This window comes from Cupriavidus sp. 01T418, from assembly GCF_056398885.1.
The window spans coordinates 1-25,877 of record NZ_JBFTQG010000012.1 but is presented as its reverse complement, the minus strand read 5'-3'; the positions used below and the strand labels follow the sequence as shown (position 1 = coordinate 25,877).

Annotated in this window: 23 protein-coding genes and 4 pseudogenes; 19 read left to right on the top strand and 8 right to left on the bottom strand. The window is 62.8% G+C overall.

Annotated elements, in window-relative coordinates:
- Positions 1-84: 84 nt before the first annotated feature.
- From AC1DQ3_RS14575 to AC1DQ3_RS14555, 5 genes and pseudogenes are all read left to right on the top strand, one after another.
- Complete coding sequence (locus AC1DQ3_RS14575; protein ID WP_477120895.1) at positions 85-996, top strand: LysR family transcriptional regulator; 912 nt, start codon at positions 85-87, stop codon at positions 994-996.
- Between the two features lie 80 nt (positions 997-1,076).
- Positions 1,077-1,190, top strand: a pseudogene (locus AC1DQ3_RS14570) (IS6 family transposase); the annotation flags it as partial.
- Positions 1,191-2,465: 1,275 nt separating this feature from the next.
- Positions 2,466-3,593 (top strand): molecular chaperone DnaJ, encoded by a 1,128-nt coding sequence (locus AC1DQ3_RS14565; RefSeq protein WP_477120894.1) that lies wholly within the window; start codon positions 2,466-2,468, stop codon positions 3,591-3,593.
- 178 nt (positions 3,594-3,771) lie between these two features.
- The gene (locus tag AC1DQ3_RS14560; protein ID WP_477120893.1) at positions 3,772-4,782 is read left to right on the top strand and encodes an IS5 family transposase; all 1,011 of its coding nucleotides are present in this window, start codon (positions 3,772-3,774) and stop codon (positions 4,780-4,782) included.
- 190 nt (positions 4,783-4,972) lie between these two features.
- Positions 4,973-5,271: pseudogene (locus AC1DQ3_RS14555) on the top strand (hypothetical protein).
- Positions 5,272-5,909: 638 nt separating this feature from the next.
- Here the strand turns inward: AC1DQ3_RS14555 and AC1DQ3_RS14550 are convergent.
- From AC1DQ3_RS14550 to AC1DQ3_RS14525, 6 genes and pseudogenes are all read right to left on the bottom strand, one after another.
- Complete coding sequence (locus AC1DQ3_RS14550; RefSeq protein WP_477120892.1) at positions 5,910-6,137, bottom strand: hypothetical protein; 228 nt, start codon at positions 6,135-6,137, stop codon at positions 5,910-5,912.
- A gap of 312 nt (positions 6,138-6,449) precedes the next feature.
- Positions 6,450-8,156: pseudogene (locus AC1DQ3_RS14545) on the bottom strand (error-prone DNA polymerase); the annotation flags it as partial.
- Positions 8,157-8,251: 95 nt separating this feature from the next.
- A complete protein-coding gene (locus AC1DQ3_RS14540; RefSeq protein ID WP_477120891.1) occupies positions 8,252-8,497 on the bottom strand; it encodes a hypothetical protein in 246 nt (81 codons plus the stop codon).
- 18 nt (positions 8,498-8,515) lie between these two features.
- Positions 8,516-10,699, bottom strand: coding sequence for a DNA ligase D (gene ligD, locus AC1DQ3_RS14535; RefSeq protein WP_477120890.1), 2,184 nt, complete (start codon positions 10,697-10,699; stop codon positions 8,516-8,518).
- A complete protein-coding gene (locus tag AC1DQ3_RS14530; protein ID WP_477120889.1) occupies positions 10,651-11,058 on the bottom strand; it encodes a DNA polymerase ligase N-terminal domain-containing protein in 408 nt (135 codons plus the stop codon). The genes ligD and AC1DQ3_RS14530 overlap by 49 nt, the downstream gene beginning before the upstream one ends.
- A gap of 19 nt (positions 11,059-11,077) precedes the next feature.
- The gene (locus AC1DQ3_RS14525; protein WP_477120888.1) at positions 11,078-11,296 is read right to left on the bottom strand and encodes a DUF2188 domain-containing protein; all 219 of its coding nucleotides are present in this window, start codon (positions 11,294-11,296) and stop codon (positions 11,078-11,080) included.
- A 565-nt stretch (positions 11,297-11,861) separates the two neighbouring features.
- On the opposite strand from AC1DQ3_RS14525, the gene AC1DQ3_RS14520 reads away from it, so the two are divergent.
- The 11 genes from AC1DQ3_RS14520 to AC1DQ3_RS14470 all read left to right on the top strand — a co-directional run bounded on the left by AC1DQ3_RS14520 (position 11,862) and on the right by AC1DQ3_RS14470 (position 22,613).
- Positions 11,862-12,368: a MaoC family dehydratase gene (locus AC1DQ3_RS14520; RefSeq protein WP_477120887.1), complete on the top strand. Its 507-nt coding sequence runs from the start codon at positions 11,862-11,864 to the stop codon at positions 12,366-12,368.
- A gap of 23 nt (positions 12,369-12,391) precedes the next feature.
- Entirely contained in the window at positions 12,392-12,616 is a 225-nt protein-coding gene (locus tag AC1DQ3_RS14515; RefSeq protein ID WP_477120886.1) for a hypothetical protein, read from the top strand.
- On the top strand, positions 12,613-14,037 hold the full coding sequence (locus AC1DQ3_RS14510) for an amidase (protein ID WP_477120885.1): 1,425 nt from the start codon (positions 12,613-12,615) through the stop codon (positions 14,035-14,037). The genes AC1DQ3_RS14515 and AC1DQ3_RS14510 overlap by 4 nt, the downstream gene beginning before the upstream one ends.
- Positions 14,038-14,082: 45 nt before the next feature.
- Positions 14,083-15,489 (top strand): MFS transporter, encoded by a 1,407-nt coding sequence (locus AC1DQ3_RS14505; RefSeq protein WP_477120884.1) that lies wholly within the window; start codon positions 14,083-14,085, stop codon positions 15,487-15,489.
- Between the two features lie 36 nt (positions 15,490-15,525).
- Complete coding sequence (locus tag AC1DQ3_RS14500) at positions 15,526-16,947, top strand: MmgE/PrpD family protein (protein ID WP_477121024.1); 1,422 nt, start codon at positions 15,526-15,528, stop codon at positions 16,945-16,947.
- 48 nt (positions 16,948-16,995) lie between these two features.
- Positions 16,996-18,156 (top strand): acyl-CoA dehydrogenase family protein, encoded by a 1,161-nt coding sequence (locus tag AC1DQ3_RS14495; RefSeq protein WP_477120883.1) that lies wholly within the window; start codon positions 16,996-16,998, stop codon positions 18,154-18,156.
- The gene (locus AC1DQ3_RS14490) at positions 18,153-19,358 is read left to right on the top strand and encodes a CaiB/BaiF CoA transferase family protein (RefSeq protein WP_477120882.1); all 1,206 of its coding nucleotides are present in this window, start codon (positions 18,153-18,155) and stop codon (positions 19,356-19,358) included. The genes AC1DQ3_RS14495 and AC1DQ3_RS14490 overlap by 4 nt, the downstream gene beginning before the upstream one ends.
- Before the next feature lie 62 nt (positions 19,359-19,420).
- Positions 19,421-20,167, top strand: a complete 747-nt coding sequence (locus AC1DQ3_RS14485; RefSeq protein WP_477120881.1) for a GntR family transcriptional regulator — start codon at positions 19,421-19,423, stop codon at positions 20,165-20,167.
- Positions 20,168-20,196: 29 nt separating this feature from the next.
- Positions 20,197-21,009 (top strand): HpcH/HpaI aldolase/citrate lyase family protein, encoded by an 813-nt coding sequence (locus tag AC1DQ3_RS14480; protein ID WP_477120880.1) that lies wholly within the window; start codon positions 20,197-20,199, stop codon positions 21,007-21,009.
- A 4-nt stretch (positions 21,010-21,013) separates the two neighbouring features.
- Positions 21,014-21,397 (top strand): hypothetical protein, encoded by a 384-nt coding sequence (locus AC1DQ3_RS14475; protein WP_477120879.1) that lies wholly within the window; start codon positions 21,014-21,016, stop codon positions 21,395-21,397.
- A complete protein-coding gene (locus AC1DQ3_RS14470) occupies positions 21,378-22,613 on the top strand; it encodes an MFS transporter (RefSeq protein ID WP_477120878.1) in 1,236 nt (411 codons plus the stop codon). Before AC1DQ3_RS14475 ends, AC1DQ3_RS14470 begins: the two co-directional genes overlap by 20 nt.
- Before the next feature lie 112 nt (positions 22,614-22,725).
- Here the strand turns inward: AC1DQ3_RS14470 and AC1DQ3_RS14465 are convergent, their stop codons facing one another.
- The gene (locus AC1DQ3_RS14465; protein WP_477120877.1) at positions 22,726-23,619 is read right to left on the bottom strand and encodes an IclR family transcriptional regulator; all 894 of its coding nucleotides are present in this window, start codon (positions 23,617-23,619) and stop codon (positions 22,726-22,728) included.
- Positions 23,620-23,865: 246 nt separating this feature from the next.
- Between AC1DQ3_RS14465 and AC1DQ3_RS14460 the strand changes: the two genes are divergently transcribed.
- Positions 23,866-24,180 carry a nuclear transport factor 2 family protein gene (locus AC1DQ3_RS14460; RefSeq protein WP_477120876.1) on the top strand — a complete coding sequence of 105 codons (315 nt, stop codon included), beginning with the start codon at positions 23,866-23,868 and terminating at the stop codon, positions 24,178-24,180.
- 193 nt (positions 24,181-24,373) lie between these two features.
- On the opposite strand, the gene AC1DQ3_RS14455 is transcribed toward AC1DQ3_RS14460, so the two are convergent.
- Complete coding sequence (locus AC1DQ3_RS14455; protein ID WP_477120875.1) at positions 24,374-24,598, bottom strand: DUF2188 domain-containing protein; 225 nt, start codon at positions 24,596-24,598, stop codon at positions 24,374-24,376.
- Between the two features lie 234 nt (positions 24,599-24,832).
- On the opposite strand from AC1DQ3_RS14455, the pseudogene AC1DQ3_RS14450 reads away from it, so the two are divergent.
- Positions 24,833-24,982 (top strand): annotated as a pseudogene (locus AC1DQ3_RS14450) (Ku protein); the annotation flags it as partial.
- Positions 24,978-25,877 (top strand): IS110 family RNA-guided transposase (locus AC1DQ3_RS14445; protein ID WP_477120874.1); only part of this gene is annotated, 900 nt, incomplete at its 3' end. The pseudogene AC1DQ3_RS14450 and the gene AC1DQ3_RS14445, both read left to right, overlap by 5 nt.

The following is a 25,877-nucleotide window of genomic DNA, read 5'->3' as shown; positions in this document are numbered from 1 at the left end:
GATCGTAGATGGCCGCCAGCCAAAAATCGCTTCACATTTTGCTAAGTCGATTACCATGGGTTATCGCCCCCACGGAGAGCGCCTGTGCGCCTGCAACACTTGCACCTGCTGCTGGCCATCGCCCAGACCGGCAGCCTGCGCGCTTCGGCGCAGGTCCTGAACGTCTCGCAGCCGGCCCTGACCAAGGCCCTGCGGCAACTGGAAGATGAGTTTGGCGCCGCACTCGTGCTGCGCACCCCCAAGGGCGTGCGTCTGACGCCTGCCGGAGAGCTCCTCGCGGCGCGGGCCGGCACGGCGGTGCGCGAGCTGGAGCGTGCGCGGGAAGAAGTGGCATGGCACCTGCGGCATGCCGAGGCGCAGGTGACCGTGGGGGTGTCGCCGGTGGCGGCGATCCTGCTTGCGCCGGGCGCGGTGGCGCGCTTCGGCGCCAGGTGGCCGCAGGTCAGGCTGCGTGTGCGCGATACCCTGTACCCGCGTGCACTGGAGCAGATCCGCGCCGGCGAACTGGACCTGGCCCTGGGGCCGCTGCCAACCGCGGGTGCGGGGCGCGATCTGCTGGTACAGCCGCTCTTTGACAGCCAGATAGTCATTGCCGCGCGGCGCAGCCATCCGCTTGCACGCGTGAAGAAGCTCGCGCGGCTGGTTGACGCCGACTGGGTCCTGACCGGCCCCGCGGGTGGACCCGGCGATCCGCGCAACCTGCGTTTCGACCCTGCGGAGGATCGCACTCCGCAAGTACGGCTCGAATGCGAGTCCTTCGCCACGCTGCTGGCTCTGATGCCCCGGCTGGACGTGATCGGAATCATGCCAAGGGGCTTTTTCGACCGCTACGCGCCGGCCATGGACCTGATCGAACTGCCGATTGCGGACGCGCTGCCAAGCACCACCATCCACGCCCTGTATCGGGCCGACACGCCGCTGACGGTGCCGGCACAGCGGTTGCTGGAGGCCTTTGTCGCGGAAGCCATGGCGCAGCGCAATGTCGTGCCGCATTGAGGCGGGCGCGGCGAGGGCTCTGGTGCAAATCAGAGGAGCCGATGGGTTACGCTCTTGTTTTTGACAAGCGCGAGCCCGCAATGAGTACGCTGAGAGCCATCGACTGGCTGTTCAACGGGCGACACTTCGATCGCGAAGTCATCGTCCTGTGCGCGCGTTGGTACCTGCGTTACAAGCCCAGCCTTCGAGACCTCACCTGCCGCTACTGCTCGATGAGCATGAACTGAGCAGCCGATGCATCTGCCGGCTGGCCGTGACCGATCGTCGACCTTTAGTGCTCGCTGACCTTACCGGTCCGCTGACTACCGTTGGCATGGACGCTCGCGTGTTTTCGGTCACTGATTACCTTGGCCCGAACCTGTGGAGTTCGGCGCTGCATGCGGAATTTCCTCGGATCGACGGCTTGTATTTTCAGTCACGCCTAGCGGGAGCCTAGCGTCGCTATCTTCGATGACCGTGCCCAACTGGTACCAGCAGGTATGCCAACTCAGCTGTTCGACTTTCCCGGATTGGGTCCCTATCTGACGGCCAATCGAATTGGCCTCGCGCCAACCAACGACGATTGGACATCGAACGGCTAGCGCGGTCAGGCGACGGCGCGACACTGCGGCCATGCCGAGGTCTGAGTGGGGTCTGAGAGGCCCTCACGGCTTCCGGCTCCTGATTCTCCCTACCGCTGGGTTGGACACAATTGCCGGTTATATCGCACGACCTGACCGCCGTCACCGCAAACCATCCCGGTTTCCCCCGAACCTGTGAAGTGGAGCGAGGCTGAGCAGCGCGGCGCCGCAGCCGGTAGCAGCGAACGTCCCGACTTTTGCAGAACTCGGTTCGGGATGGCTTGCTGCGGCTCGCGGCATCGATCAAATCCGGACGTCTAAGCGCTATTGTCGCGTTGGAGCTATTCGGCAGCGCGGCACACGGCGACCGGCGCGATTCGCCGGGGCACAGCCGAACAGTGCCGCTAGGTCTTCGCGCCGCCGGCGTCGGGCGAACTCCGCAAGCTGACGGCGGATATCGCCGATCACGCTGCGCGACGTGCGGCCTGGTCCGGGCGCATCGGGAAAGTACCGTTCGACCGCCTGCCGCGATGATGCACCTGCGTACCAGGCACGCAGAGCGGCCAGGGAAGTTGTGTCGGGGAAATCGGATGGGATGGAAGAGTCTGGCATCGAGCGTCGATTGGCGCGCGATAAGTCCTATCTGACGGTGGTCAAGCGGCGTGCTGCAGTTGAGGCAAATCGCAAGACGGCAGTTTGCCAGAAAAATGTGCCCATATCGCTAAGACCGGTTATCGATATAGGGCCAATGTAAACGATACGCGTTGGTGCAAACTGCTTGCCACCGCATTCATGTGGAGCATGAGCATGCGCGGTGCGCAGACGTTTGCCGGACATGGATGCGTGCCGCGCATCCGCTAAAATACCCTCTGCCTACGTTTCCCGCCTCATTCATAGGACACGCATCCCATGACCAGGACAAACCTCAAGTCCGTCAGCATTGCCCCCGGCCTCAACAGGCCGATCCTGTCGAAAGGACAGAAGGCGTTCAATGCGCTAATCAAGCAACTCGAAAAGCGACGCGCGCGGCTGGGCGCCTGGGAAGCAGTGACCCCCGCTTTCCAGCAAAAATACAACAGCACATTGCTGCCTCTCGAACAAACCTATACGGACTTGCAAATCAGAATGGTGCATTGTCTGGACCAGGTCCACGGCCAGAAGGGATTGACCAAGTCGGAGCGACACAAGATCGCACGCCTCATTCCCGAGTTGGCTGGTGACCTGGTAGCCGAGCGTGACGATACAGAGTTGAAGGCGATCCACAACAGATACAGCCAGTCCGACTACGACAGCGAAGCGGCCGCCGAGCTTGAGGACATGAAATCGGCGCTGGAAGCCATGCTCGGTGTCGAACTGGGCGACAACCTGGACATGAGCTCACCAGAAGAGGTGCTGCAGCGCGCCCAAGCGCAGGTACAACAGAGGCAGGCGAAAGAAGACGCCGATCACCGGGCGCGGGAAGAACGTCGCACCGAACGGAAAAAGTCACCCAGGCAGATCGCGGCGGAAGCGCGGGCGCACGCGGAACAAGCCCAGATCAGCCTTTCCATCCGCGAAATCTACCGCAAACTGGCCAGCGCCCTGCATCCTGATCGCGAAACGGATCCGCTGGAGCGGGACCGGAAAACCGCGCTGATGCAGCGTGTCAATCAGGCCTACAGCAAGAACAACCTGTTGCAACTGCTAGAGCTACAACTGGAACTGGAGCACATCGACCAGAGCGCGATCAATAGCATCAGTGAAGACCGGCTCAGGCACTATAACAAGATCCTGAAGGGGCAACTGCGCGAACTGGACCACGAAATTGGACATGTCGAAACCGACTTCCGGCTCAGTTATGGCATTCCTCCTTTCGTTGAACTGTCGCCCAGCACAATCATGCGCAATCTTGCCAGTGAAATCGTCGGCCTCCAACAGAGCGTACGCGACCTTGAAGAAGATTTGCTCGTGTTCGACGACATCAAGAAGTTCAAGGCGTGGCTGAAGAACTTGCGGTACCGACCGCCGGTACCTGAATTCGAGGACATGCCGTTCTGATTGCCGCCGCCGCGCTCGCTCTGACTTCACTCGCCACGAGTGCCGTGAAATTAGCGCGCACGGTAGATTTTGTATTTAGATCAGCCATTTAGGGAAATGCTGATCAATTCACCCACAAGTCATCCGACGGAAAGTGTGGCGCGTTGAAGGGTGAAGGGATGGGAAACAAAGTACAAGCATGAAACAAACGAGCTTTGCCGATGTTGAGTTCGCGAAGAAGAAGCGCGTGACACGGCGCGAGAAGTTTCTCGGGGAGATGGATCGGATCGTGCCGTGGGCACGGTGGACCGCGTTGATCGAGCCACTGTATCCGACGAGCGGCCGTGTTGGGCGGCAGCCGATTGGCGTAGAGAGGATGTTGCGGATGTACTGTCTGCAACAGTGGCTCAGTCTTAGTGATGAGGCCGTGGAAGACGCGCTCTACGACAGCCAGGCGTTGCGTCAATTCGTGGGGGTGGATCTGTCGCAGGAGTCGGCGCCGGATGCGACCACGCTGCTCAAGTTTCGCCGGCTGCTCGAGAAGCACGCGTTGACTGCCGCGATGTTCGACGAGGTCAAGGCGGTGCTCAGTGAACGCGGTCTGCTGATGCGAGAGGACACGATGGTGGATGCGACGCTGATCGCGGCACCGAGCTCGACCAAGAACAAAGGCAAATCGCGTGATCCGGAGATGCACCAGACGAAGAAGGGAAACGAGTGGCATTTTGGGATGAAGGTGCACATTGGTGCCGATGCCGATTCGGGACTGGTGCACAGCTTGCACACGACGGCGGCGAACGAAAGCGATATTGCTCACACCCATCACCTGCTGCATGGTGAGGAAAGTCGAGTGCATCTTGATGCGGGTTACACGGGTGTGGAGCGCAGGGATGAGATCAAACAAGCCCAAGGGCAAGGGACAATCCGCGCTGACGTGAGCTGGAACGTAGCGGCAAAGCGCAGCACGATTGAAAAGATGCCGGCAGGTCGGTGGAAGGACCTGACGAAGGCAGTGGAACGCAAAAAGGCCCAGATTCGTGCGCGGGTGGAACATCCCTTTCACGTGGTGAAGAATTTGTTTGGCCACAAGAAGACCCCCTACAAGGGCTTGGCCAAGAACACGGCACAGATGTTCAGCCTGTTCGGTCTGGCAAATCTGGTGATCGCCAAAAAGCCGTTGCTGGCGTTTCAGGGGAGCAGTCCGTCTTGAAAACGCAAATCGAGCCCGAAAGGGCGCGAGATGGGGGGCATGCGGCTCGAAATCGGGCTCAGAGCCCTCCCGTCTTCCGCATGGTGAAAATCAGACGCCAAACAGCCGCCGACCTCCAGCGCGACTGTTATTGATCAGCAATTCCTTAGCGGAGATGTGGCGGATTTTTTGCGAATAGCGGCCAACCCTCATGCTGTATCGCTACTTCTTTTTCGGCTGGCTGTTCAGGGACGCGAGCCGGGGCGATCTGGTCGAACGGTCTGCCGCTTGGCGTTTCAACAGGCACACGCGCACTGGCTGCTGACCTATATGTGGCGCTGGTTCTGGTGCGGATTGCTCTTCTATGCCTTAGGTGGCGTGGTCGAACTGATGCTGCGCGCGCCATGCCTGTCCGCGCTCTTCTATGTGCCCAGTGTGCTCAGCGTGCCGGTCAATGTAGTCATCGGCGTGCTCTGGATCGGCCTGAAGGCACTTCGCGGGCCGTTGTGAGCGGTGGCTTGCCTGCGTCGGGAATAGTGCTAAGTTTTTCCGGATGAATTGGCCTGACCGCGCACCGCCGACTTCACGAGCGAACCACAGAACGCCTCGTCCCGGCCAAGCGTCGCCGCGGACATTGCGATACGTGCGCTCACTATCTCCGTCCCACTCCGACACAAATCCGGATTGCTGAACGCGGTCTCGATATGGCGCCGAACTCCGAGCCCGAAGCGCCATTAACGCGCGGCCCAAACGTCTGTATCCAGATCGCAATCAGGCGCTTCGCCCGCTATGGACATATGTAGGTGGGACCGCCAGCACAGTTTGCGCGAATCCAGTCCCAACATTGCTGAAAAGTAGCTGGGCCATAAATAGCGGGCCAGCCTGCAGTGCCGCCCTCCCCCATACGCGCAACCGCCGCATGGTTATCTTGAGGCGACTTAAAGACGTAGTAATCCATGCTTTCCTCCTGTCCCTTCGCCGTGCCGGGCGTGCGGCTGAGCTCGGTTCCAATCGCCCAATGCGCCTGCATATATCAGGATAGGCATTGCTTCTGGCACGCGATAGCTGCCTTTTGAGTAGGCTCTCAGTGTCTTCTGGCCGCGCAGTCTGTCGCGCGGGCAGGCGGCTGGCGTGCCGCCCGCGCCTGGCTAGGCCCTGACCACCGCGACGCTGAATGCGCCGTGGTCCAGCGCATCCGCAATGGCATCGCAGGCGTGCTGGAAAAAACCGTAATAGGTGCCGCGCCCGTTGACCACAATCCGGAACAGGATGATTGTCCGGCTTGGTCCGGAATCGGCTTCCGATATGTTCCCGGGTATGCAAGGGGCGCCCTTCGCAACGTCATGACCGGCGTTTAAAGTCGCGATCCAATGCATCGTGCCTCCTCGAATGGGAACCCGCGCTTACTCTGCCAAAACACCGTGATATCCGGACAGGCCGCACGTGTCTTGACGCCGTAAAGTCTGATGTATCGGTCGGGACCTTCCCCTCACCGCGTTGCTGCGTGAATCGCGGTGAATCAGTCCCCGGAAAAAATCATACTCACAATCACCTACCGAGCCATTAGCCAGATGGATTAGTGCGCCGATGCGCCGGTCTCACACCTTCTCTTTTTGCAAAGGCAGCCGCTTGTCGAGGGGCGGTGGCTCGACACCGTAGACGTCGCACAGAAGCTGGGATTGAACCGGCCCCATGGATCGGTAATCCCCCACGATCTCCTCGCCTTCGCTCGGCGGTGCGAGTATGGGCGGTTCCTCCATCAGATCCGCGGGGCGCAACAGGTCCTTGTCGGGCACGGCAACGGAGGCCTGCCACAGGGCCTGCCGCCGGTCTCCCGTGAGCGCGCGCAGGGTGTTCCCAGCGGCTAGCACCTGGACGTCGTGCCGGTCCAAGGACGCGCGGCGGGCCAGATCCGTGGCGCTTGTGAATGCGCGCACCGAGCGGGCGTCTTCGATGCGCAGAGCGGCTTCTTGCCGCATGCCACGCAGCAGGGACAGGCCAAGGCGGACCGCCGGCGGCCCGCTCTCGTGCGTCTCCAGCGCCGAATCCCAGCAACTGACGGTGATGTCCGCTGGCAGGACCTCGACGCCATGCCGCTTGGCCTCCTGCACGAGCTGAGAGGGGCTGTAGAAGCCCATGGGTTGGCTGTTGAGCATGGCGCAGAGGAAAGCCGCTGGCTCATAGCGTTTGAGCCAGGCACTGGCGTAGACCAGAAGTGCGAAGCTGGCCGAGTGGCTTTCCGGGAAGCCATATTCCCCGAAACCCTGGATCTGCCGGAAGATGCTATCGGCGAATTCGCGCTCGTAGCCACGCTCCAACATGCCGGAGATGATGCGGTCGTAATAGCGCTCCAGTCCGCCCTTACGCTTCCAGGCGGCCATGGCCCGACGCAACTGGTCAGCCTCGCCGGCCGAGAAGCCGGCCGCGAGCATAGCGACCTGCATCACCTGCTCCTGAAAAATCGGCACGCCGAGCGTGCGCGATAGGGCTTTCTCCATTTCCGGGCTGGGATAGGTCACCGGTTCCTTGCCTTGCCGGCGACGCAAGTAGGGGTGCACCATGCCGCCCTGCACCGGTCCCGGCCGCACGATGGCGACCTCAATGACCAGGTCATAGAAGGTACGTGGCTGTAGCCGGGGCAGCATCGACATTTGCGCCCGGGATTCGACCTGGAACACCCCGACGCTGTCGGCGTGGYAGAGCATCTCGTAGGTGGCAGGATCCTCGGCGGGAACGTCCTGCAGCTCGAACACCTCGCCGCGCTGCTCCGAGACGAGGTCTAGCGCGCGGTGGATGGCGGACAGCATGCCCAGCGCCAGCACATCGACCTTGAGCAGGCCCACGGCATCCAGATCGTCCTTGTCCCATTGATTCACGCTGCGATCCGGCATCGCGGCGTTCTCGATCGGCACGAGGCGCGAGAGTTTTCCTCGGGCTAGCACAAAGCCACCCGAGTGCTGCGACAGATGCCGCGGAAAGCCCAGCAGCTGCGTCGCCATGTTGGCCCACCGCTGGGTCAGCTCGCTCTCGATATCGACGCCGCTTTCCGCAAAGCGCTTGAGCAGGTCCGCCTTGCCGTCAAACCAGTGATGGGCCTTCGCGACCATGTCGACGATGGCCGGGTCGATGCCCAAAGCCTTGCCAGATTCACGCAGCGCACTGCGGGGGCGGTAGGTTGCCACCGCCGCCGCCAGCGCGGCGCGGGTCCGCCCATACTTGGCGTACAGATACTGGATGACCTCCTCACGCCGCTGGTGCTCAAAATCGACGTCGATATCGGGCGGCTCACCGCGCTCCTTGCTGATGAAGCGCTCGAACAGCAGGTTGCCGCGCGCCGGGTCCACTTCGGTGATGCCAAGGCAGTAGCAGACTGCGGAATTGGCCGCGGAGCCCCGGGGTTCGTGGGTAGCTTCAGAACAGTGAACTGTATATTTATACAGTATTCGCGCTCGGCATTAAATATGCCTCAAGAGGCGCATTTCTCCATTCGTCAGTCGGGAGCGCTGCCAAAGATCTCGGAGATCAGGTCCTGTTCGAACTCTCCGGGCCAAAACTCACGTGGGCCTGCCGCATATTGCATCAGGGCTCCTGTCTCGGGCCGAAGTACGCTGACCAAGCGGACCTGCGTTTCGGTCGTGTCGCAGACGTTAAAGTCGGCGGCAATGAACCCGTGACGCCTGCAGGCGTTGGCAAACGCTTCGCGCTCCGCAGCAGGAAATGTTCCCAGATTTGCCATGAACGTGCCTCCGCCTAGCTAGCCTGCCATCCTCCGGACGGCGGGACCCAGTTGTTGCGTATTCCTAGTAACAGCATATTCCGTCCACGGATCGACATAGCCGACGGCTTCAACGCGCTGCACGGCTGTCTGGATCGTCCAATGATCGCCTCCTGTCAACTGTCCCAGTTCCTCCCACGAAACGGGCATCGAGACCCCCCGGCCGGGCCGGGCACGCGCGGAGAAGGCGGACGCTGTCGTCGCGCCGTGACTGTTGCGCAGGTAGTCGATAAAGATCTTTCCAACCCGATTCCGCGGGCCGCTCTTGGCGACGAAGCGCTGCGGAATAGTCCGGGCAATATGAACGACGACGTCCTGCGAGAAGGACTTAACAGCGTCCCAAGGCAAACGCGGAGCGATTGGAACGACGATATGAAGGCCTTTGCCGCCGCTGGTCTTGAGAAAGCTCACGAGGCCCAGCTCATCCAACATGGCTTTGGTCAACATGGCTGCATCGAGCATGTGTTGCCATGGCACGCCCTCGCCGGGGTCCAGATCAAAGATGATGCGATCGGGCTTATCGATGCTGCGCTTGGTCGCATTCCAAGTGTGGAACTCGATCACATTGAGTTGCGCCGCACTCACGATGGCGGTTTCGCTTGGGACCTCGAGTAGTGCTGGATGGCCTTCCCAAAGCGAAGGATCCAGTAACGTCATGGCCGGGATCTTGCTCGCCTCAGCGTGCTTCTGAAAAAACAGCTCTCCACCAATACCGGTGGGGCCTCGCACCAAGGCTACGGGGCGCTCGCGCAGATGAGGAAGCAGATGAGACGCGATGGCTTCGTAGTAGCCGACCAGGTCTCCCTTCGTGAGTCCCGTCGCGGGGTCAATCACCCGTGTCGCGTTGGATACTTTCACTGAGCGAGCCGGGCGCGGCCGCGGCGGTTCCACCTCCATTGGCCGCTCCCGCGTCACGCTGGCGGCCCCCTTGTCCGTGCGCAGGGCGTGGAACACGGCGTGCCGGACGCGGCCCTCTTTCGTCCATTCGGCGAATGAGACCTCAGCCACCAACTTCGGTCGGACCCATCGACCAATCAAGCGAGGTGGCGGCTTCTCGAAGGGGCAGGTTGGCACCTCCAGTTCAGTCAGCATCGCGAACAACTTGTTGAGCATCCGCGAGTCCAGACCACTGCCGACGCTGCCCGCATAGCGCAGCTTTCCGGCTTCATCGTGGACGCCAAGCAGGAGCGCGCCGAGGCCATGCCGGCTTCCCTTTGGTGCCGTGTATCCGCAGATGACGAATTCTTGTCGTTTCGTGCATTTGAGCTTGATCCAGCTCGGCGCTCGGGCCGAGACGTAGGGCGCGTCGACGCGCTTCCCGATCAGCCCCTCCAGGCCCATCCGGCACGCAGCAGCAAGAAGGTCATCTGGAGGACCCTGAAAGGCCTCGCTGTACCTGACGCACGAGGTCTCTGGTATGGCCAGCACCGCTTCTAACAGCGCCCTGCGCTCGGCCAAAGGGACCTGCCGAAGGTCGTGGCCCCGGAAGAAGGGGAGGTCAAAGACGAAATACTGGATGTCCTCCACCCGCGCCCTTTCAAAGGCATTCTGCAGCGCCTGGAAATCCGTGGCGCCCTTGTCGCTCAGAATGACAATCTCACCATCTAGCCAACCTGAGCCAAGGTCGAGAGTCCCGATTTCTGTCGCGAGCGATTTGAGGCGAGCGGTCCAGTCATGGCCGTTTCTGGTAAAGAGGCGGATGTCCCTGCCGTCGACGCGGGTCAACAGCCGGTATCCGTCGAACTTGATCTCATAGGCCCATCGTTCGGCGTTGCGCGGCACCGCTGAAGCGAGCATCGCGAGTTGCGGGGCCAACGCAAGCGGAAGGGGGGCAGGGCGTGCTGCAGCGGGAAGTACCCGGCGGCCCCGCCCCGCGCTCGAGCGACGCTGCTTCGGCACGGTGGTCTTCGCTTTACTACCGGCAGCCGATCTGCTGTTGACCTTGGCCAGCACGCTGTCCGGCAGGGCTTCGGTGATGTCGTACTCCGCCGCGGAGCGCGCAAACGCATCCCGCTCCTTGATCAAAAGCCACGGTTCCTGACGCTCGTCGCCGCGGCCGTGCATCCTGACCAAGGTCCAATGATCATGTAGCTTCTCCCCTTGCAGCTCGAACTTCAGCTTGCCGCTGTGGTAGCCGGCCACCGGATCGCCGACCGGCTCCACGTCCCTCGATCCCAAACGATGACGGTGCCGGCCCCGTACTGCTTGGGCGGGATCACGCCTTCGAAGCTCGCATAATCCAGCGGGTGATCCTCGACATGTATAGCCATCCGCTTCTCAGCAGGATCCAAGCTGGGTCCCTTGGGGACCGCCCAACTCTTGAGGGTACCCTCCAGTTCGAGACGAAAGTCGTAGTGGAGTCGGCGAGCCGCGTGCTTCTGCACGACAAAGCGCAAGGCGTCGTCGGCGGCGGCCGCCACCGACCGCGCGGCCTCGTCGCTCGGCTCCGTCGTGGAGGCGAAGTCACGCTTCTGGCGATACCGCTCCAAGCTGCGCGTGTTGATAGATGCCGACTTCGCCACGGATTGAGGTCCTATCCTTTCATCCATGGGGATCGTGTTCGTAGCTGTTGCGCATCCGGATTTTCCCATCTCGCCCATGCACGAGCAGTTCGACCTTGTCTTGCTTTGCCTCGACAGTGCCGGCGGCGATCACCTGCTCTTGGTCGTCATGCTGGGAGAAGGACGGTTGATTGGCGCCCTCGCGAATGACGTGCCATTTATCGCCGTGTGGAACGACGTGCGCATTTCTATTTACCATGAGTCTATCTCGGGTGAGTAGCTGTGATCGGACATGCGCGCATTGTAGGTGGCTTATTGGCCTCTTACGGGTAGAGCTGATTTTAGCCCCCGCTTTGGCGCGGTCTCCTTCTTGGGGTCCCCTTGTCTTCCTTCCCTGCAAAAAGTAACGGTAGGAGATCGAGCACTGGCGTGGGACTCAGGCCGTAAGCGCTTGAATAGTTTGTGAGTTCTGTTCGTTGTCTGACGCGCCGGAAACCCGCATGTTTATTCGACTGATATTGCACGCCGAGAGCTTGCGTCGAGCACGCAAAATATGCAGCGATTGCTGCACGGCACACCGCGGAGACCCGCAACAATCCAAGGCCTGACCATCACTCTGTGCACAGAATACAAGGGCAGGGTGCCCTGAACCGCCGCGGGTAAACACGGGGCGAAGAATCCTTGCCCCCGACATAGTGTCGACCTACTATTGTCCGTACAAAACGCCAATAAGGATAAAAGCGACGAATCGTCAACGCGCCCGCCGCTACGCCCCCCGGCATTGGTTTCCCCGTTACACCTAAGTCATCACCAGGACATCGCAAATGAGCACCGCTACCGCCATCAAGACCAACCGCATCCGCGCCAGCTACGGCCGCTACCTGGAAGACTTCAACGTCGGCGACATCTACGAGCACCGCCCGGGTCGCACCATCACCGAGAACGACAACATCCAGTTCTCGCTGATGACGATGAACTTCCACCCGATGCACTGCGACAAGGCCCACGCCGCCAAGAGCGAGTTCGGCCAGTTGCTGGTCAACAGCGGCCTGACAGTTGCCATTGTCCTCGGCATGACGGTCAACGACGTCAGCGGCAAGGCCATCGCAAATCTTGGTTGGAAAGAGATCAAACTGACCGCCCCGGTTTTCTGTAACGACACCCTCTATGCCGAATCGGAGGTGCAGGAGAAACGTGAATCGAAATCGCGGCCAACACAGGGCATCGTCACCGTCCATACCCGTGCCTTCAATCAGGATGGCGTCCAGGTAATGGAGTTCGTGCGCAGCGCGCTGATTCCGAAGCGCGGGCATGGTGTGGACGATCTTTGATGTCTGCGAACGAGGAGTCGAGCATGACGGACCAAATACACTGCGCGCAGATATTCGCAACCCGATTTTCAGGGGCGGCGCTCGCTGAGCAAAACCTTATGGACGCGGTTGCGGCGGCACATCGCGTGGTGTCCATCTGCGCACGTATCGCAACAGAACAGCTTCCATGGGACAGCGTTGTTGCCCCGTTTGGTAGCGTGATGTTGCGGCTGTCTAAAAGGTCAGATGTTATGGAAGGAAAGCAATGAGCGAGCCATTGCATACCACCCAGTCCACCACGAGAGCCAAGGCGCTCACCGTAGTCGATGCGGCTGAGGCCTGCCGAACCGGAGAGCTTACTGCCGTTGACCTGACCGAGCGCGCCCTGGCTGCCGCCAATCGGTTCACTGGTACCGGTTTTGTGCGATTGCGCGAGCGCGGAGCCCTGAGCGACGCCGCCCAGCGCGATCGCAATCCCATGCAAGAGGCACTACTGGCTGGCGTGCCTGTTGCGCACAAGGATATGTTTTACCGTGCAGGGGAACTGAGTGAATGTGGTAGCGCGATCCTAAATGGATTCACGCCAGATATCACCGCAACGGTGATCACGCGCCTCGAGGCTGCCGGCGCTGTCGACATCGGTGCATTGCATATGGCCGAGTTCGCCATGAGCCCGACAGGCTATAACGAGCAGATCGGACACGGTCGCAATCCCTGGTCGGACAGCCATGTGTCTGGCGGCTCGTCCAGCGGCAGCGGCGTGGTGACGGCCGCGCGTCTCGTGAGCGCAGCGCTGGGTTCGGACACCGGCGGATCGGTGCGAATTCCGGCCGCGGTGTGTGGCGTGACGGGTCTCAAGCCGACGCAGAACCTAGTATCGGTCTACGGCGTGATGCCACTTTCGCCGAGCCTGGATTGTGTCGGCTTTCTGGCACAGACCGCCCGGGATTGCGCGAGGCTACTGAGCGCCGTGACGGGGCCCGACGTCAACGACCCTACCTGCGTCGCAACGGAAAAACGGGACTATGAGGCCGGGATCGAAGTTGGCCTGCAAGATGGGGTCCGGATCGCGGTACCAGCATTTGACGAAAGCAGCCTCATCTCCACCGAAGTCCGCGAGTGCCTGGAGGAATCGGCCTGTACCCTGGCGGGTGCAGGTGCGACCCTTGTCCGCGTGCCGGTGCCGGACTTCAATGATCTCGGTGCCCTCGCCAACCTGATCCTCGGTGCGGAAGCCGCATCGGTCCATCAGCGGTGGCTTGCGTCGCGTGCCGATGACTATGGTCAGCAGGTCAGGCGCCGGATTGAACGTGGACTGCTGTATCCGGCGGCGCGCTACATTGATGTATTGCGGCTGCGCCCGTTGATGCTGGCGCGCTTCCTGGCGCAGTTCCTGCCGGATGTGGATGCGTTGCTCCTGCCCGTCTTGCCCTATGCCGTCCCAACGATCGAGGAAACAACAAAGGGCAGCGAAGGCGAGATCGAAGCACGCTTTGGTGGCTTCTCCTATTGGACCCGTGGCATCAACTATCTAGGGCTGCCCGCCCTGGCATTGCCTGTCGGCAAGACGGCCAATAGCCTGCCATGTGCCGTGCAACTGGTCGGCCGGCCATTTGGCGAAGCTGCTTTGCTGCGTATTGGCCACCAATACCAGCAGAGGACCGACTGGCACGAGCAATCCCCTGTATAGCAATCAAGGAAACTGTAAAGCCGATCAAGGCTCGAGGAGACAACAATGAGTAACGGAACCACAAGCACGGTGAACGCCGGCGCGCGGCTAGATCGCCTTCCGATCTCGCGTTTTCACTGGCGCATCCTGATGCTGATCAGCATCGGCGCATTGCTGGATGCTTTCGACGTGTACCTCGCTTCTGGGGTGCTTGCAGCTACGCTGAAGGAGGGGTTTTCCACGCTCCAAAGCAACGCGGCCTTCATCTCGGTGACGTTCTTCGGCATGTTCATCGGCGCCGGCTTGGCTGGCTATGTCGGTGATCGTTTCGGACGCCGCTATTCGTATCAGGCCAACCTTGCCGTGTTTGGCGTCGCATCGCTGCTCGCATGCTTCGCGCCAAACATCGAGACCCTGATTGCCTTGCGTTTCGTCATGGGGGTCGGACTCGGTGCCGAACTCGTCGTTGCCGCAGGGACGCTTCTGGAGTTTGTTCCGCCGGCATATCGGGGCCGATGGATCGCGCTGCTTGGGCTAATGATTAACTCAGGCTTGCTGATCGCAACCAGCGTCGGCTACTTTGTGATTCCGAATCTTGGCTGGCGCTGGATGTTTGCAATTGCAGGTACGGGCGGCATCGTGGTCTGGCTGATGCGCAAGAGCATGCCCGAGTCGCCTCGCTGGCTCGAATCCGTGGGTCGCACGCAGGAAGCCGAGGCAACGTTGGCAGCAATCGAGGCTGATGTGGCTGCCCGTACTGGTCCTCTGCCACCTGTAAAGACCGTGCAGGTTGTCCAGCTGCGGAAGACGCCATTTTCAGCGCTCTTCACGCGTGAAATGATTGGTCGCACGCTGGTTGCATCGCTGACCTGTGTCGCCATTAATATTGCCGTGTATGGTTTTGTTGCCTGGTTGCCGACCTTCTTCGTCAAGCAGGGGCTTACTGTTGTCCAGTCGCTCGGCTTCACAACGCTGATGGCCTTCGGTGCGCCTGGTGGCGCGCTGGTGGGTTTCCTGCTGGGTGACAAGATCGGCCGCAGGCGCGGGCTGATCCTCTTTTCGCTCGCGACCATCGTGCTCGGACTGATCTACCCAAATATGCGCGACGCCATCAGCATCACCATTGTCGGCTTTGCTCTTGTTACGTCGATATATACGGTGGTGACGCTTGGCCTGTACGGGTACATTCCCGAACTTTTCCCCACACAGTATCGCTTGCGTGGCACCGGTGTCGCCGGCATGTGCGGTCGTGCCGCCTCGATGAGCACTCCTTATCTGGCAGTGATGCTCTTCCAGCAATTTGGGCTGCCTGGCGTGCTGGCGATGGTGATAAGCATCCTTTCTCTGCTGATCGTTGCGCTGCTGGTGCTGCGTGTCGAGACCAATCAGCATTCGCTTGAGGACATTACCCCTGAAGTAGAGGCATCCGGGCCCATGCGCCAGTCCCCCGGTGCATCCGTACACATCGGCTAAATCACTTGCGACACCGTAACAATCCAGGACTTAATGATGAATGCACCAGAACAGCATATCGCGACTGAAACCATTTCCGGCGCTCTTGCAAACTTCACAACGACCATTTCGGCCGATGCCATTCCTGCATCGGTGAAGGAGCGCGCCAAGTACTTGATCCTGGACGCCATCGGACTTGCATACGCGTCCCATGGCTATCCCTATGAGAAGGTCTCGCTGCAGGCGTTGAGCGACTTCGGCAGCGGAACCGCCTCTGTCATCGGGCATGGCCGCATTCTCGGCATGCGGGATGCCGTGCAGATGAACGGCATCCTGATCCACGGCCTTGATTTCGACGATACCCATTCGCGAGGCGTGATCCACGCTACGGCCAGCGTGCTGCCAACGGCCCTGGCAGTGGCTGACCGCGATGGCGCCTCGGGCGCTGATTTGCTGACGGCTTATATCCTGGGGATGGAAATTGCAACACGGGTAGGCATGGTGGCCCAGGGCGGCTTCCACCAAGTCGGCTTCCACCCCACCGGCGTAGCAGGCGCCTTCGGATGCACGATCGCAGCTGCGCGACTGCGTGGGCTGGACCAGGAGCGCACGGTGATGGCACAGGGTATCGCGTTGTCGATGGCCAGCGGCAGCCTTGAGTTTCTTGAAGACGGTGCATGGACCAAGCGTCTGCATCCGGGCTGGGCCGGCGTGGCAGGCATTACCGCTGCCACGTTTGCCGAACATGGGTACATCGGGCCGCGCCGCGCCTATGAAGGTCGCTTTGGCCTCTATGCCAGCCACCTTGGTGAGTGCTTTTCGCAAGCCGATCTAACCCTGGCCACCGAGGCACTAGGCCAGCTCTGGCAGGTGGAAGAGGTGGCGGTCAAGCCGATACCGGCGTGCCACTTTACCCATGCTGCTGCCGATGCCGCGATTGCGCTGTCCAGCAGTCTGGGCTCAGACTCGGCTGCCGACAAGGTCAACCGGATCCGCCGCGTGCGCGTGCTGGTGCCGCAGCAGGTGGTCTCCACCGTCTGCGAGCCGGTGGCGAACAAGCGCAGCCCGGACAATGGCTACGACGCGCAGTTCAGCATCCCCTACATCGCGGCGACCGGGCTGCTCAAGGGCCGTTTCACGCTCGACGAACTGGACGACGCAGCGCTGGCTGACCCCGACGTGCTGGCGCTCGCCGCGAAGGTTGACTACGAGATCGACCCGGCCTCCACCTTCCCGTGCCACTACACGGGCGAGGTGGTAGTCGAAATGGCGGACGGCCGTGTGCTGCGCCACCGCGAGGCGGTGAACCGCGGCAACACCGACCGTCCCCTCACCAACGAGGACATCGTGGCGAAGTACCGCGAGAACGCCACCCGCACCCTCGACGCCGGCCGCGCGCAGCGCGTGGCCGACGCCGTGCTCGGCCTCGACCACGCCGATGCCCGCACGCTGGCCGACCTGCTGGCCGAGCCGGTCTGAACCGACCCGCCACGCCCCACCACACTACCTGCATCCGGAGAACCCGACATGACGTCCCAACTGCCTGACAACGATCAGGAACAGATCATCCTCGATACGGTCGACCGCTTCCTCAGGACCGAGGTCAAGCCCTACGTCCGCCAACTCGACAAGGACGACGAATACCCGACGGAAATCGTCGAGAAGATGAAGGACATGGGCCTGTTCGGCCTGCTGATCGACCCTGAATACGGCGGCCTCGGCCTGAGCACGCGGGTGTACGCCCGCATCATCGAGCGCATGTCGGCGGTGTGGATGTCGATCAGCGGCATCGTCAACTCGCACCTGATCATGGCGATGGCGGTGCAGCGCAACGGCACCGAGGAACAGAAGCAGACCTGGCTGCCGCGCTTCGCCACCGGCGAACTGCGCGGCGGCATCGCCCTGACCGAGCCCGACTGCGGCACCGACCTGCAGGCCATCCGCACGGTGGCGCGCCGCGAGGGCGACGAATACGTCGTCAACGGCGCCAAGACGTGGATTACCAACAGCCTGTACGGCAACATCGTGGCGCTGCTGGTCAAGACCGACCCGACCACCCAGCCGGCGCACAAGGGGATGAGCCTGTTCATCGCCGAGAAGGGCCCCGGCTTCGAAGTAAGCCGCAAGCTGGAGAAGCTGGGTTACAAGGGCATCGACACCTGCGAGCTGCGCTTCGAGGGCTACCGCATCCCGGCCGACCGCCTGATCGGCGGGAAGGAAGGGCGCGGCCTGCAGCAGATCCTGGGCGGGCTGGAGTTGGGCCGCATCAACGTGGCGGCGCGCGGGCTGGGCATCGCGGTGGCGGCGCTGGACGAATCGGTGGCGTATTCGCAGATGCGCAAGACCTTCGGCAAGCCGATCTGCGAGCACCAGGCCATCCAGCTCAAGCTGGGCGAGATGGCCACCCGCGTGCAGGCCGCGCGCCTGCTGGTGGACGCCGCCGCGCAGGCCTACGACCGCGGCGAACGCTGCGACATGGAGGCTGGCATGGCGAAGTACTTCGCCACCGAGGCCGGCGTGGAAAACAGCATGGAAGCCATGCGTATCCACGGCGCCTACGGCTACTCCAAGGAATACAACATCGAACGCCTCTACCGCGATGCGCCGCTGCTGGTGATCGGCGAAGGCACGAACGAAATGCAGCGCATCATCATTGCGCGCCAACTGATCGAAAGGAACCCGATATGACTACCGCCACCAGCCTCCCTCTCGCGGGCATTCGCATCGTCGCTATCGAGCAGTACGGCGCGGGCCCCTTCGCCACCCAGCACCTGGCCGACCTCGGCGCCGAAGTCATCAAGATCGAGAACCCTAACGACGGCGGCGACGTAGGGCGCGTGGTGGGGCCGCACTATTTCGGCCCCGGCGACAGCCACTTCTACGAAGCGTTCAACCGCAACAAGCGCAGCATGTCGCTGGACCTGAAGAAGCCGGAAGGCCGCAAGGTCCTGCTCGACCTGGCCGGCCGTTGCGACATTGTCTTCAACAACCTGCGCGGCGACCTGCCGGCAAAGCTCGGCATCGACTACGCCGCCCTGAACGCGTGCAACCCCGCCGTGGTCTGCGTGCACCTGTCGGCCTACGGGCGCACCGGCTCGCGCGCTGCGTGGCCGGGCTACGACTACCTGATGCAGGCCGAGGCGGGCTACCTGTCGCTGACCGGCGAACCCGACGGCCCCCCGGCGCGCTTCGGCCTGTCGATCATCGACCTGATGACCGGCACCACCGCCGCCATGGCGATGCTGGCCGGCGTGCTGGGCGCGCGCACCAGCGGCAAGGGCCGCGACCTGGACGTGAGCCTGTTCGACGTGGCGCTGCACAACCTCGCCTACGTGGCGACGTGGTACCTCAACGGCAAGCACACCACCACGCGCGAGCCGCGCTCCAGCCACCCGTCGCTGACGCCGAGCGCGCTGTATCGCACCCGCGACGGCTGGATCTTCATCATGTGCAACAAGGAGAAGTTCTGGGGCGTGCTGGCGCAGGTGGTCGGCAAGCCGGAATGGATTACCGACCCGGAGCTGTGCGACTACAAGGCGCGCCTGAAGCACCGCGACCGCGTGCAGCGGGAGCTGGACGGCGTGCTGATGGCGGAAGACACCGACGAATGGATTCGCCGCTTCGCCGGCAAGGTGCCAGTGGCGCCGGTGTATGACGTGGCGCAGGCACTGGAGTCGGAGTTCGTAGCGGAGCAGAAGCTGGTGGTCGATTTCATCCATCCGGAGCACGGTCCGATCAAGAACGTGGCCTCGCCGGTGCGTGTGGGCGGCGCCAGCCTGCCGGCCCGCGCAGCCCCGCGCATGGGCGAGGACACCGACGCGCTGCTGCACGAGCTGGGCTACGCCGCGTCGGACATCGCCGCCTTGCGGGAGCAGGTTGTGGTGCAATAGCGGGTCGGCGCCCCAGCGAGGGTAGCCCCATCCCTGCAATCACCCTAGATAGGCGGTATCCCATGGCGTCCCTGATCGGCCAGCAACCACGCTACATGCAGCTCGCGCAGACGCTGCTCAACGAGATCCAGTCCGGCACCTATCCGCTCGGCGGGCAGCTTCCCACCGAGTTCGAGTTGTGCGAGCAGTTCGGCATGAGCCGCTTCACGGTGCGCGAGGCGATCAAGCAGCTAGTGCAGATGGGCCTGCTGTCGCGTCAGCCCCGACTGGGCACCCGCATCGTGGCGACGGCGCCGGTGGGCGGCTACCGGCAGGTGATGGGCGGCGTCACCGACCTGCGCCAGTACACGGCCGAGACCGAGCTGGACATCGAGAGCACCGAACTGGTCGAGCTGGAACCGAAAATTGCCGCGCTGGTCGAGGCACGGCCGGGCGAGCGGTGGCTCCATGCCCTCGGCGTGCGCCGCACGCCCGACCGGCCGGCGCCGATCTGTTTCACGGAGGTCTTCGTCCACCCGGCCTTCCGCTCGCTGGCCGGGCTGGAAGGCCACTCGCATACGCCGGTCTTCATGATGATCGAGCAGCAGTTCGGCGAGCACATCGCCAAGGTGGTGCAGGAGATCCGCGCTGTGGCGATACCCGCCGCGATGGCAAAGCGGTTGTCCGTCGTGCCCGGCACGCCCGCGCTGCAGGTGACGCGCCACTACATCAACAGGAAGGAGCAGATCGTCGAGGTCGCCATCAGCACGCACCCCGAGGACCGCTTCGTGTATTCCCAGACCTTCCAGCGCGACTGGCAGGCGGGATAAATACCAGAGATACAGAGACAGAGGTTTTCATGAGTCATCCCCGCAGTTACCTGTTCGTGCCGGCCGACCGGCCCGAGCGATTCGCCAAGGCGCTGGCCAGTGGCGCCGACGAGGTCGTCATCGACCTGGAAGACGCGGTGAACCCGCAGGACAAGGAGCGGGCGCGGGCGGGACTGCGATCCTGGCTGGAGGCGGCAGCGCCGGGCACCGGGGTGTGCGTGCGTGTCAATGGCACGCAGACTGCGTGGCATGCCGAAGACCTGGCTCTGGCGGCGCTGCCGGCGGTGCGCGCCATCATGCTGCCCAAGACCGAAAGCGCGGCAATGGTGAAGGCCGTGCGCACCGGCATGCGCGCGGACCAGGCGCTGATCGGGCTGGTCGAATCGGTGGCGGGCATCCTGGCACTGCGCGAGATCGCCCAGTCCGGCGCCGTCGCCAGGCTGGCCTTCGGCTCGGTCGATTTCTGCACCGACGCGGGCATGCAGGACGCCGACGGGTCGCTGCTTGCCGTGCGCACCGCGCTGACGCTGGAATCGCGCTTCGGCGGCCTGCCCGCGCCGGTGGACGGCGTTTCGGTCTCCATCGCCGACGCCGACCTGATCGGCCGCGACCTGCGGCAGGCGCGGGCGCTGGGCTTCGGCGCCAAGCTGTGCATCCATCCCCGCCAGGTGGAGGTGGTCAACGCGGGCTTCCTGCCCTCGGCGCAGGAGCGCGACTGGGCGAACCGCGTGATGGCCGCAGTGCAGGCCGGCGGCCACGGCGCGATCGCGGTGGACGGCAAGCTGATCGACAAGCCGCTGATCGAGCAGGCGCGCCGCATCCTCGAGCAGCCACTGGCCTGACGCCATGGCGATATCCGTGCCCGCCGGCGCGCCCCTGACCCGCCAACGCCTGCTGGGCGAGGTGCGCCGCCATACCGAGCAACTCACGCGGCGCGCGGAGCGCAGCGGCATCTTCTCGCGCGTGACGGGGGACGGACTCGCCCGCGCCGAGCTGCAGCGGTGCCTGCGGGGCGAGGGCGGGGACGACGTGGCATGTCATTGCCTGGTGCTGCTGGCCTGCGCCGTGCACGGCGGGGCGGTCATCCCCCTCGACGTGCTGGAACAATGCCGCGAACTGGCGAACCGTTCCCACGAGCCGGCGCTGCGCGCGCTCTATTTCACCTGTGCCCGCCGCGTGGTGCTGGCCGGGATACCCATGGAAAGCTCAGATGGACAATTCCTTGCCTGACCCCTGCGCCGCGCCTCCCGTGCCGCGCGGCGACTGCTTCCAGGCGCAGGCCGTGACGCTGGCCTGCACGCTGGCGATCCAGGTGGTCGCTACCGCCAGCACGCTGGCTTTCGCGGTGCTGGCCCCCGCCATCCCGGACGTGCAGCCGTCCGCCGTGGGGGTCTTTCTTGCCGTCGTGTATCTGGGTGCGATGGTCAGCAGCGTGCTGGGCGGGCCGGTGGTCAACGCCCTCGGCCCCGTCCGGGCGTCGCAGGCCGCACTGCTGCTGCAGGCCGTCGCCCTGGCCCTGCTGACCATCGGCACGCCCGCCACCCGGATGGTGGCCGCGCTGTTGTGCGGGCTGGGCTATGGGCCGGTCACGCCGGCCAGTTCGCAGATCCTCGCGCGCACGACCACGCCCGAGCGCATGGGCATGGTGTTCTCGCTGAAGCAGACCGGCGTGCCGCTGGGCGGCCTGCTGGGTGGGGCCATCCTGCCGGTGCTGGCCACGGCTTTCTCATGGCGGGCCGGACTGGCTGGGCTGGCGGTGCTGGCCGTGCTCGTGGCGGTGGCCAGCAACCGCCTGCGCGCGGAACTGGACGACGGCGCGACCGGCCGCCTTGCCGTGGCCTCGGGCTGGTACCGGCCCATCGCCGAGGTACTGGCTCACCCGCCGCTGCGCTCGCTGGCCGGCGTGTCGCTGCTGTTTTCCGCCTGCCAGCTTTCCGTCAGCGGCTACATGATGGTGTACCTGCACCGCGAGATCGGCGTGGGATTGGCGCAGGCCGGGCTGGTGTATGCCTTCGCGCAGGGCGCAGGCATGGCCGGCCGCGTGCTGTGGGGCCAACTCGCCGATGCCACCGGATCGCCGCGCGGCGTGCTGATTGGCATCTCCGCGCTGATGGCCGCCAGCGCCGTCGGCACGAGCCTGTTCACGGCCCACTGGCCGGTGGTGGCGCTGTGCGGGGTGGCGGCGCTGTTCGGGGCGACGGCGATCGGCTGGAACGGGGTCTATCTCGGCGAGGTGGCGCGGCTCGCGCCGCCCGGCCGGGTGGCCGCGGTGACGGGCGGGGCCTTGTTCTTCACCTATTTTGGGGTCGTGGTCGGGCCTCCGGGATTCGGCTATCTGGCCGAGCGGACAGACAGCCTCGGGCTGGCGTATGGGGCGCTGGGGGTGCTGCCGGTGATCGCACTGGTGCTGCTGGTGCTCCTGCGAGGGCGAGGGGTGCGTCAGTAGGTTTTGTCGCAATAAGGACGGTTTGACGAAGCCAGCGGGTGAACCGCGCTGGTTCATGAAACCAGGGAATAGAACTGTTGTGCCGCCCGCCGGGACTTGGGTCACGGCTTACTCAGGCCATCAGGCTCTTCGCAATCCGCTCTGCTGCCAATACAACGGAATGTCCAAGGCGCTGCGCCTGTCGGGCGTCCATACGTGTTACGGGCGTGGAAATACCGATCGCAGCTACGGCGCCGCGCGTGGGGTGCCGAACGGCAGCGGCCACCGAGCAGACCCCAGACTGACTCTCCTCGAAGTTCGTGGCGTAGCCTTGTGCTCGCACTTCGGCCAGCGCGTCATCGAGCGCGAGTCGCTGAGTGATCGTGTTGGCGGTGTAAGACTGAAGTGGATCTCGCGGATAGAGGGCACGAACAGCTTCTGGCGGCAGATCAGCGAGCAGCGCCTTGCCGACACTCGAGGCGTATGCCGCAAAGACGTTCCCCACAGGGACAGAGACGCGCAGCGCCTGGTTGCTCTCGATCGCATCGATGTAGCGCACGTTTCCGTCTTCAAGGATGGCCAGAAGAATGGTTTCACCAGTGTCCGATGCCAGTTCTTCGAGGACAGGTCTCGCGATGGTTCTGATGTCAATGCGTTGCACCGCCGCCAGACCCACGTCTACCAATGCGCGCCCAGGTTTGTAGATGCGAGAGATGGGGTCTTGGGTCACAAAGCCGTGGTAGACGAGCATCGCCAGCAGACGGTGAACCGTTGAGTGTCCTACGCCAAGCTCCTCCTTCGCCTCGGACAGCCGGATCTGGCTGGACTGTCGAAACATCAGCAGCAAACGCAGTACGTTGTTCACCGACTCCAGCATGTATCGCGGTTGCTGCACTTGGCCTTGCGCGACTTCGCCTTCGCCTTGGCTCGTCGGCTCGTCTTCTTTCTGCCCGATGGAAAGTGCTTTGTCGGCGTGTGTGGCGTCTGAAGCTAAGATGTTCACCGGAATGTGCTCAATCGCTTCCATGCGTCGCTGTTGGGGTTACGGAAGACACGCCGTGGAAGTACCCCAACAGCGACGCACGCCTGAAGGACAACCTCGAGATGTTCACTATGGCCCGCGAGATTGCAGCCCTGCATGGTCGCACCCCGATGACGGCAAACGAGTATCGCACCCTGATCGGCAAGCCTGAGCGCAAGTAAGCGTTCTGAAGAGGCGCCCCGCTCGGGGCGCCTCCCGACTGAAAATGAAACAACCTGCGGAGGAGACAAGATGACAAATCAGAATCCCGCTCATGCCTTTGCGTCGCGCGTCTACGAGGCGTGCGACTCGATGGACGAACAACGCTTTGCTCGCTTTCTGACGATTGGTTGCACGTTCGTCTACGCCAACTGTGCCCCCGTGACCGGCCGGGACCAGGCCGCCGCATGCGTAAAGGACTTCATGAGTCTTATCGCAGGAATTCGCCATGAACTGCTTCAGGTCTGGGACGTAAGCGGGACCATCATCTCGCGTATGAACGTCACGTACACGCGAAAGGACGGATGCAAGCTGACGGTACCCTCCAGCTCGAGACGAAAATCGTAGTGGAGCCGGCGAGCCGCATGCTTCTGCACGACAAAGTTCAGCGCGCCGCTGGCGGCGCCCGCGGCGGACACCTGGCCGCTCGGCTCCGTCGTCGTAGCGAAGTCACATTTCTGACGGTATCGCTCGAGGCTGCGCGCGTTGGAAGAGGCCGACTTAGCCATTGACTGGGTTCACAGACCGGGCGGCGCTAGCTTTACCCTTTCACGCCGCGGGGATCCTCCCCGTAGCTGTTGCGCATGCGGATCTGCCCATCTCGCCCATGGACCAGCAACTCGACCTTGTCCTGCTTTGCCTCCGCCGTGCCGGCCGCGATGGCGTCCTCTAGGTCGTCATGCGCAGAAGAGGGCTCTTGGGCGCCCTCGCGCAGGACATGCCACTTATCGCCGTGTGGAACGACATGCACATTCTTGTTCGCCATGACCGTCTCCGTTTCCTCGTCTTCTGTAATCGCAGTATTTCTCCATCCTATGGAAGCGGCAATAAGTGGCTGTCCGACAGTCGCACTGGTCGCCATGTAGGTCCGACAAAAACTACGCGCACATGTTCTTCCAAAAAGTGATCGTCGGTCCGCAAAATGGCAGCGGAACGCCGCCGATTCGTTGGGCACGATCTAAGCTAGATCGGTGTACTCCCCACCTGTACGGTGATCGCCATGGCTGCCCCTTCCATTGCTTCCCTCTCTCTCAGCTTCGGCCTCGTGTCAATCCCCGTGAAGATCTTCAGTGCAACGGAAAGCAACTCGGGGGTCGGCTTCAATCTGCTGCACAAGGGATGCGGCTCCAGGCTCAAGCAGCAGTATGTGTGCATCCGTGGGCTTGGATGTCCACCAGGAAACGATCGCCGTTGCGGTGGCGCAGGCAGGCGGTGAAGTCCGGTACGTGGGGGAGATCGTGAATACTCCGGAGGCCATCAAGAAGCTAGTCACACAGCTCAAGCGAGACGGGGCTCGCCTTTCATTTTGCTACGAAGCCGGACCAGGTGGCTATGTGCTGTATCGGCAACTGCACGACCTGAATCAGGACTGTCAGGTGGTGGCTCCCTCACTGATTCCGAAGAAGCCTGGCGAACGCGTCAAGACCGACCGTCGCGACAGCCTGAGCCTGGCCCGCCTGCATCGGGCCGGCGAGCTGACAGCGGTCTGGATACCCGGCGAAGCGCAAGAGGCATTGCGCGACCTCACCCGTGCGCGCGAGGACATGAAGCATCTGCAACGGCAGGCCAAGCAAAGATTGTTGTCGTTCYTGTCGCGGCATGGCCATCGCTATGCAGGCAAGTGTCGCTGGACCCAGGCGCATTGGCGTTGGCTCGAAGGAGTGAAGTTTGCGCAACCGGTGCAGCAGATCGTTTTGCAGGAATACATGGATACGGTCAAGGCTTGCAGCCAACGTGTAGCGAGCCTGGAGCAGGAGATCGAACGCGCGGTGCAAGACTGCCCGGTCTGGACGGTGATCGAGGCATTGATGGCCTTGCGGGGTGTCAGCCTGATTGCTGCGGTAACCGTAGTCGCCGAGCTTGGCGATCTGCGACGCTTCTCCGATGCGCCGCAACTGATGGCGTATCTGGGCCTGGTGCCAAGCGAGCATTCCAGCGGCAAGCGCGAACGACGAGGCGGCATCACCAAGGCCGGCAACAGCCATGTGCGGCGGGTGTTGGTCGAGGCGGCCTGGACTTATCGTCATCCGGCGCGTAAGACGGCC

Coding starts and splice junctions, on each gene's coding strand:
- AC1DQ3_RS14565 (WP_477120894.1), top strand. CDS start 2,466: ATGACCAGGACAAACCTCAAGTCCGTCAGCATTGCCCCCGGCCTCAAC.
- AC1DQ3_RS14560 (WP_477120893.1), top strand. CDS start 3,772: ATGAAACAAACGAGCTTTGCCGATGTTGAGTTCGCGAAGAAGAAGCGC.
- AC1DQ3_RS14550 (WP_477120892.1), bottom strand. CDS start 6,137: ATGCATTGGATCGCGACTTTAAACGCCGGTCATGACGTTGCGAAGGGC.
- AC1DQ3_RS14540 (WP_477120891.1), bottom strand. CDS start 8,497: ATGGCAAATCTGGGAACATTTCCTGCTGCGGAGCGCGAAGCGTTTGCC.
- AC1DQ3_RS14525 (WP_477120888.1), bottom strand. CDS start 11,296: ATGGTAAATAGAAATGCGCACGTCGTTCCACACGGCGATAAATGGCAC.
- AC1DQ3_RS14520 (WP_477120887.1), top strand. CDS start 11,862: ATGAGCACCGCTACCGCCATCAAGACCAACCGCATCCGCGCCAGCTAC.
- AC1DQ3_RS14515 (WP_477120886.1), top strand. CDS start 12,392: ATGACGGACCAAATACACTGCGCGCAGATATTCGCAACCCGATTTTCA.
- AC1DQ3_RS14510 (WP_477120885.1), top strand. CDS start 12,613: ATGAGCGAGCCATTGCATACCACCCAGTCCACCACGAGAGCCAAGGCG.
- AC1DQ3_RS14505 (WP_477120884.1), top strand. CDS start 14,083: ATGAGTAACGGAACCACAAGCACGGTGAACGCCGGCGCGCGGCTAGAT.
- AC1DQ3_RS14500 (WP_477121024.1), top strand. CDS start 15,526: ATGAATGCACCAGAACAGCATATCGCGACTGAAACCATTTCCGGCGCT.
- AC1DQ3_RS14495 (WP_477120883.1), top strand. CDS start 16,996: ATGACGTCCCAACTGCCTGACAACGATCAGGAACAGATCATCCTCGAT.
- AC1DQ3_RS14490 (WP_477120882.1), top strand. CDS start 18,153: ATGACTACCGCCACCAGCCTCCCTCTCGCGGGCATTCGCATCGTCGCT.
- AC1DQ3_RS14485 (WP_477120881.1), top strand. CDS start 19,421: ATGGCGTCCCTGATCGGCCAGCAACCACGCTACATGCAGCTCGCGCAG.
- AC1DQ3_RS14480 (WP_477120880.1), top strand. CDS start 20,197: ATGAGTCATCCCCGCAGTTACCTGTTCGTGCCGGCCGACCGGCCCGAG.
- AC1DQ3_RS14475 (WP_477120879.1), top strand. CDS start 21,014: ATGGCGATATCCGTGCCCGCCGGCGCGCCCCTGACCCGCCAACGCCTG.
- AC1DQ3_RS14470 (WP_477120878.1), top strand. CDS start 21,378: ATGGACAATTCCTTGCCTGACCCCTGCGCCGCGCCTCCCGTGCCGCGC.
- AC1DQ3_RS14465 (WP_477120877.1), bottom strand. CDS start 23,619: ATGGAAGCGATTGAGCACATTCCGGTGAACATCTTAGCTTCAGACGCC.
- AC1DQ3_RS14460 (WP_477120876.1), top strand. CDS start 23,866: ATGACAAATCAGAATCCCGCTCATGCCTTTGCGTCGCGCGTCTACGAG.
- AC1DQ3_RS14455 (WP_477120875.1), bottom strand. CDS start 24,598: ATGGCGAACAAGAATGTGCATGTCGTTCCACACGGCGATAAGTGGCAT.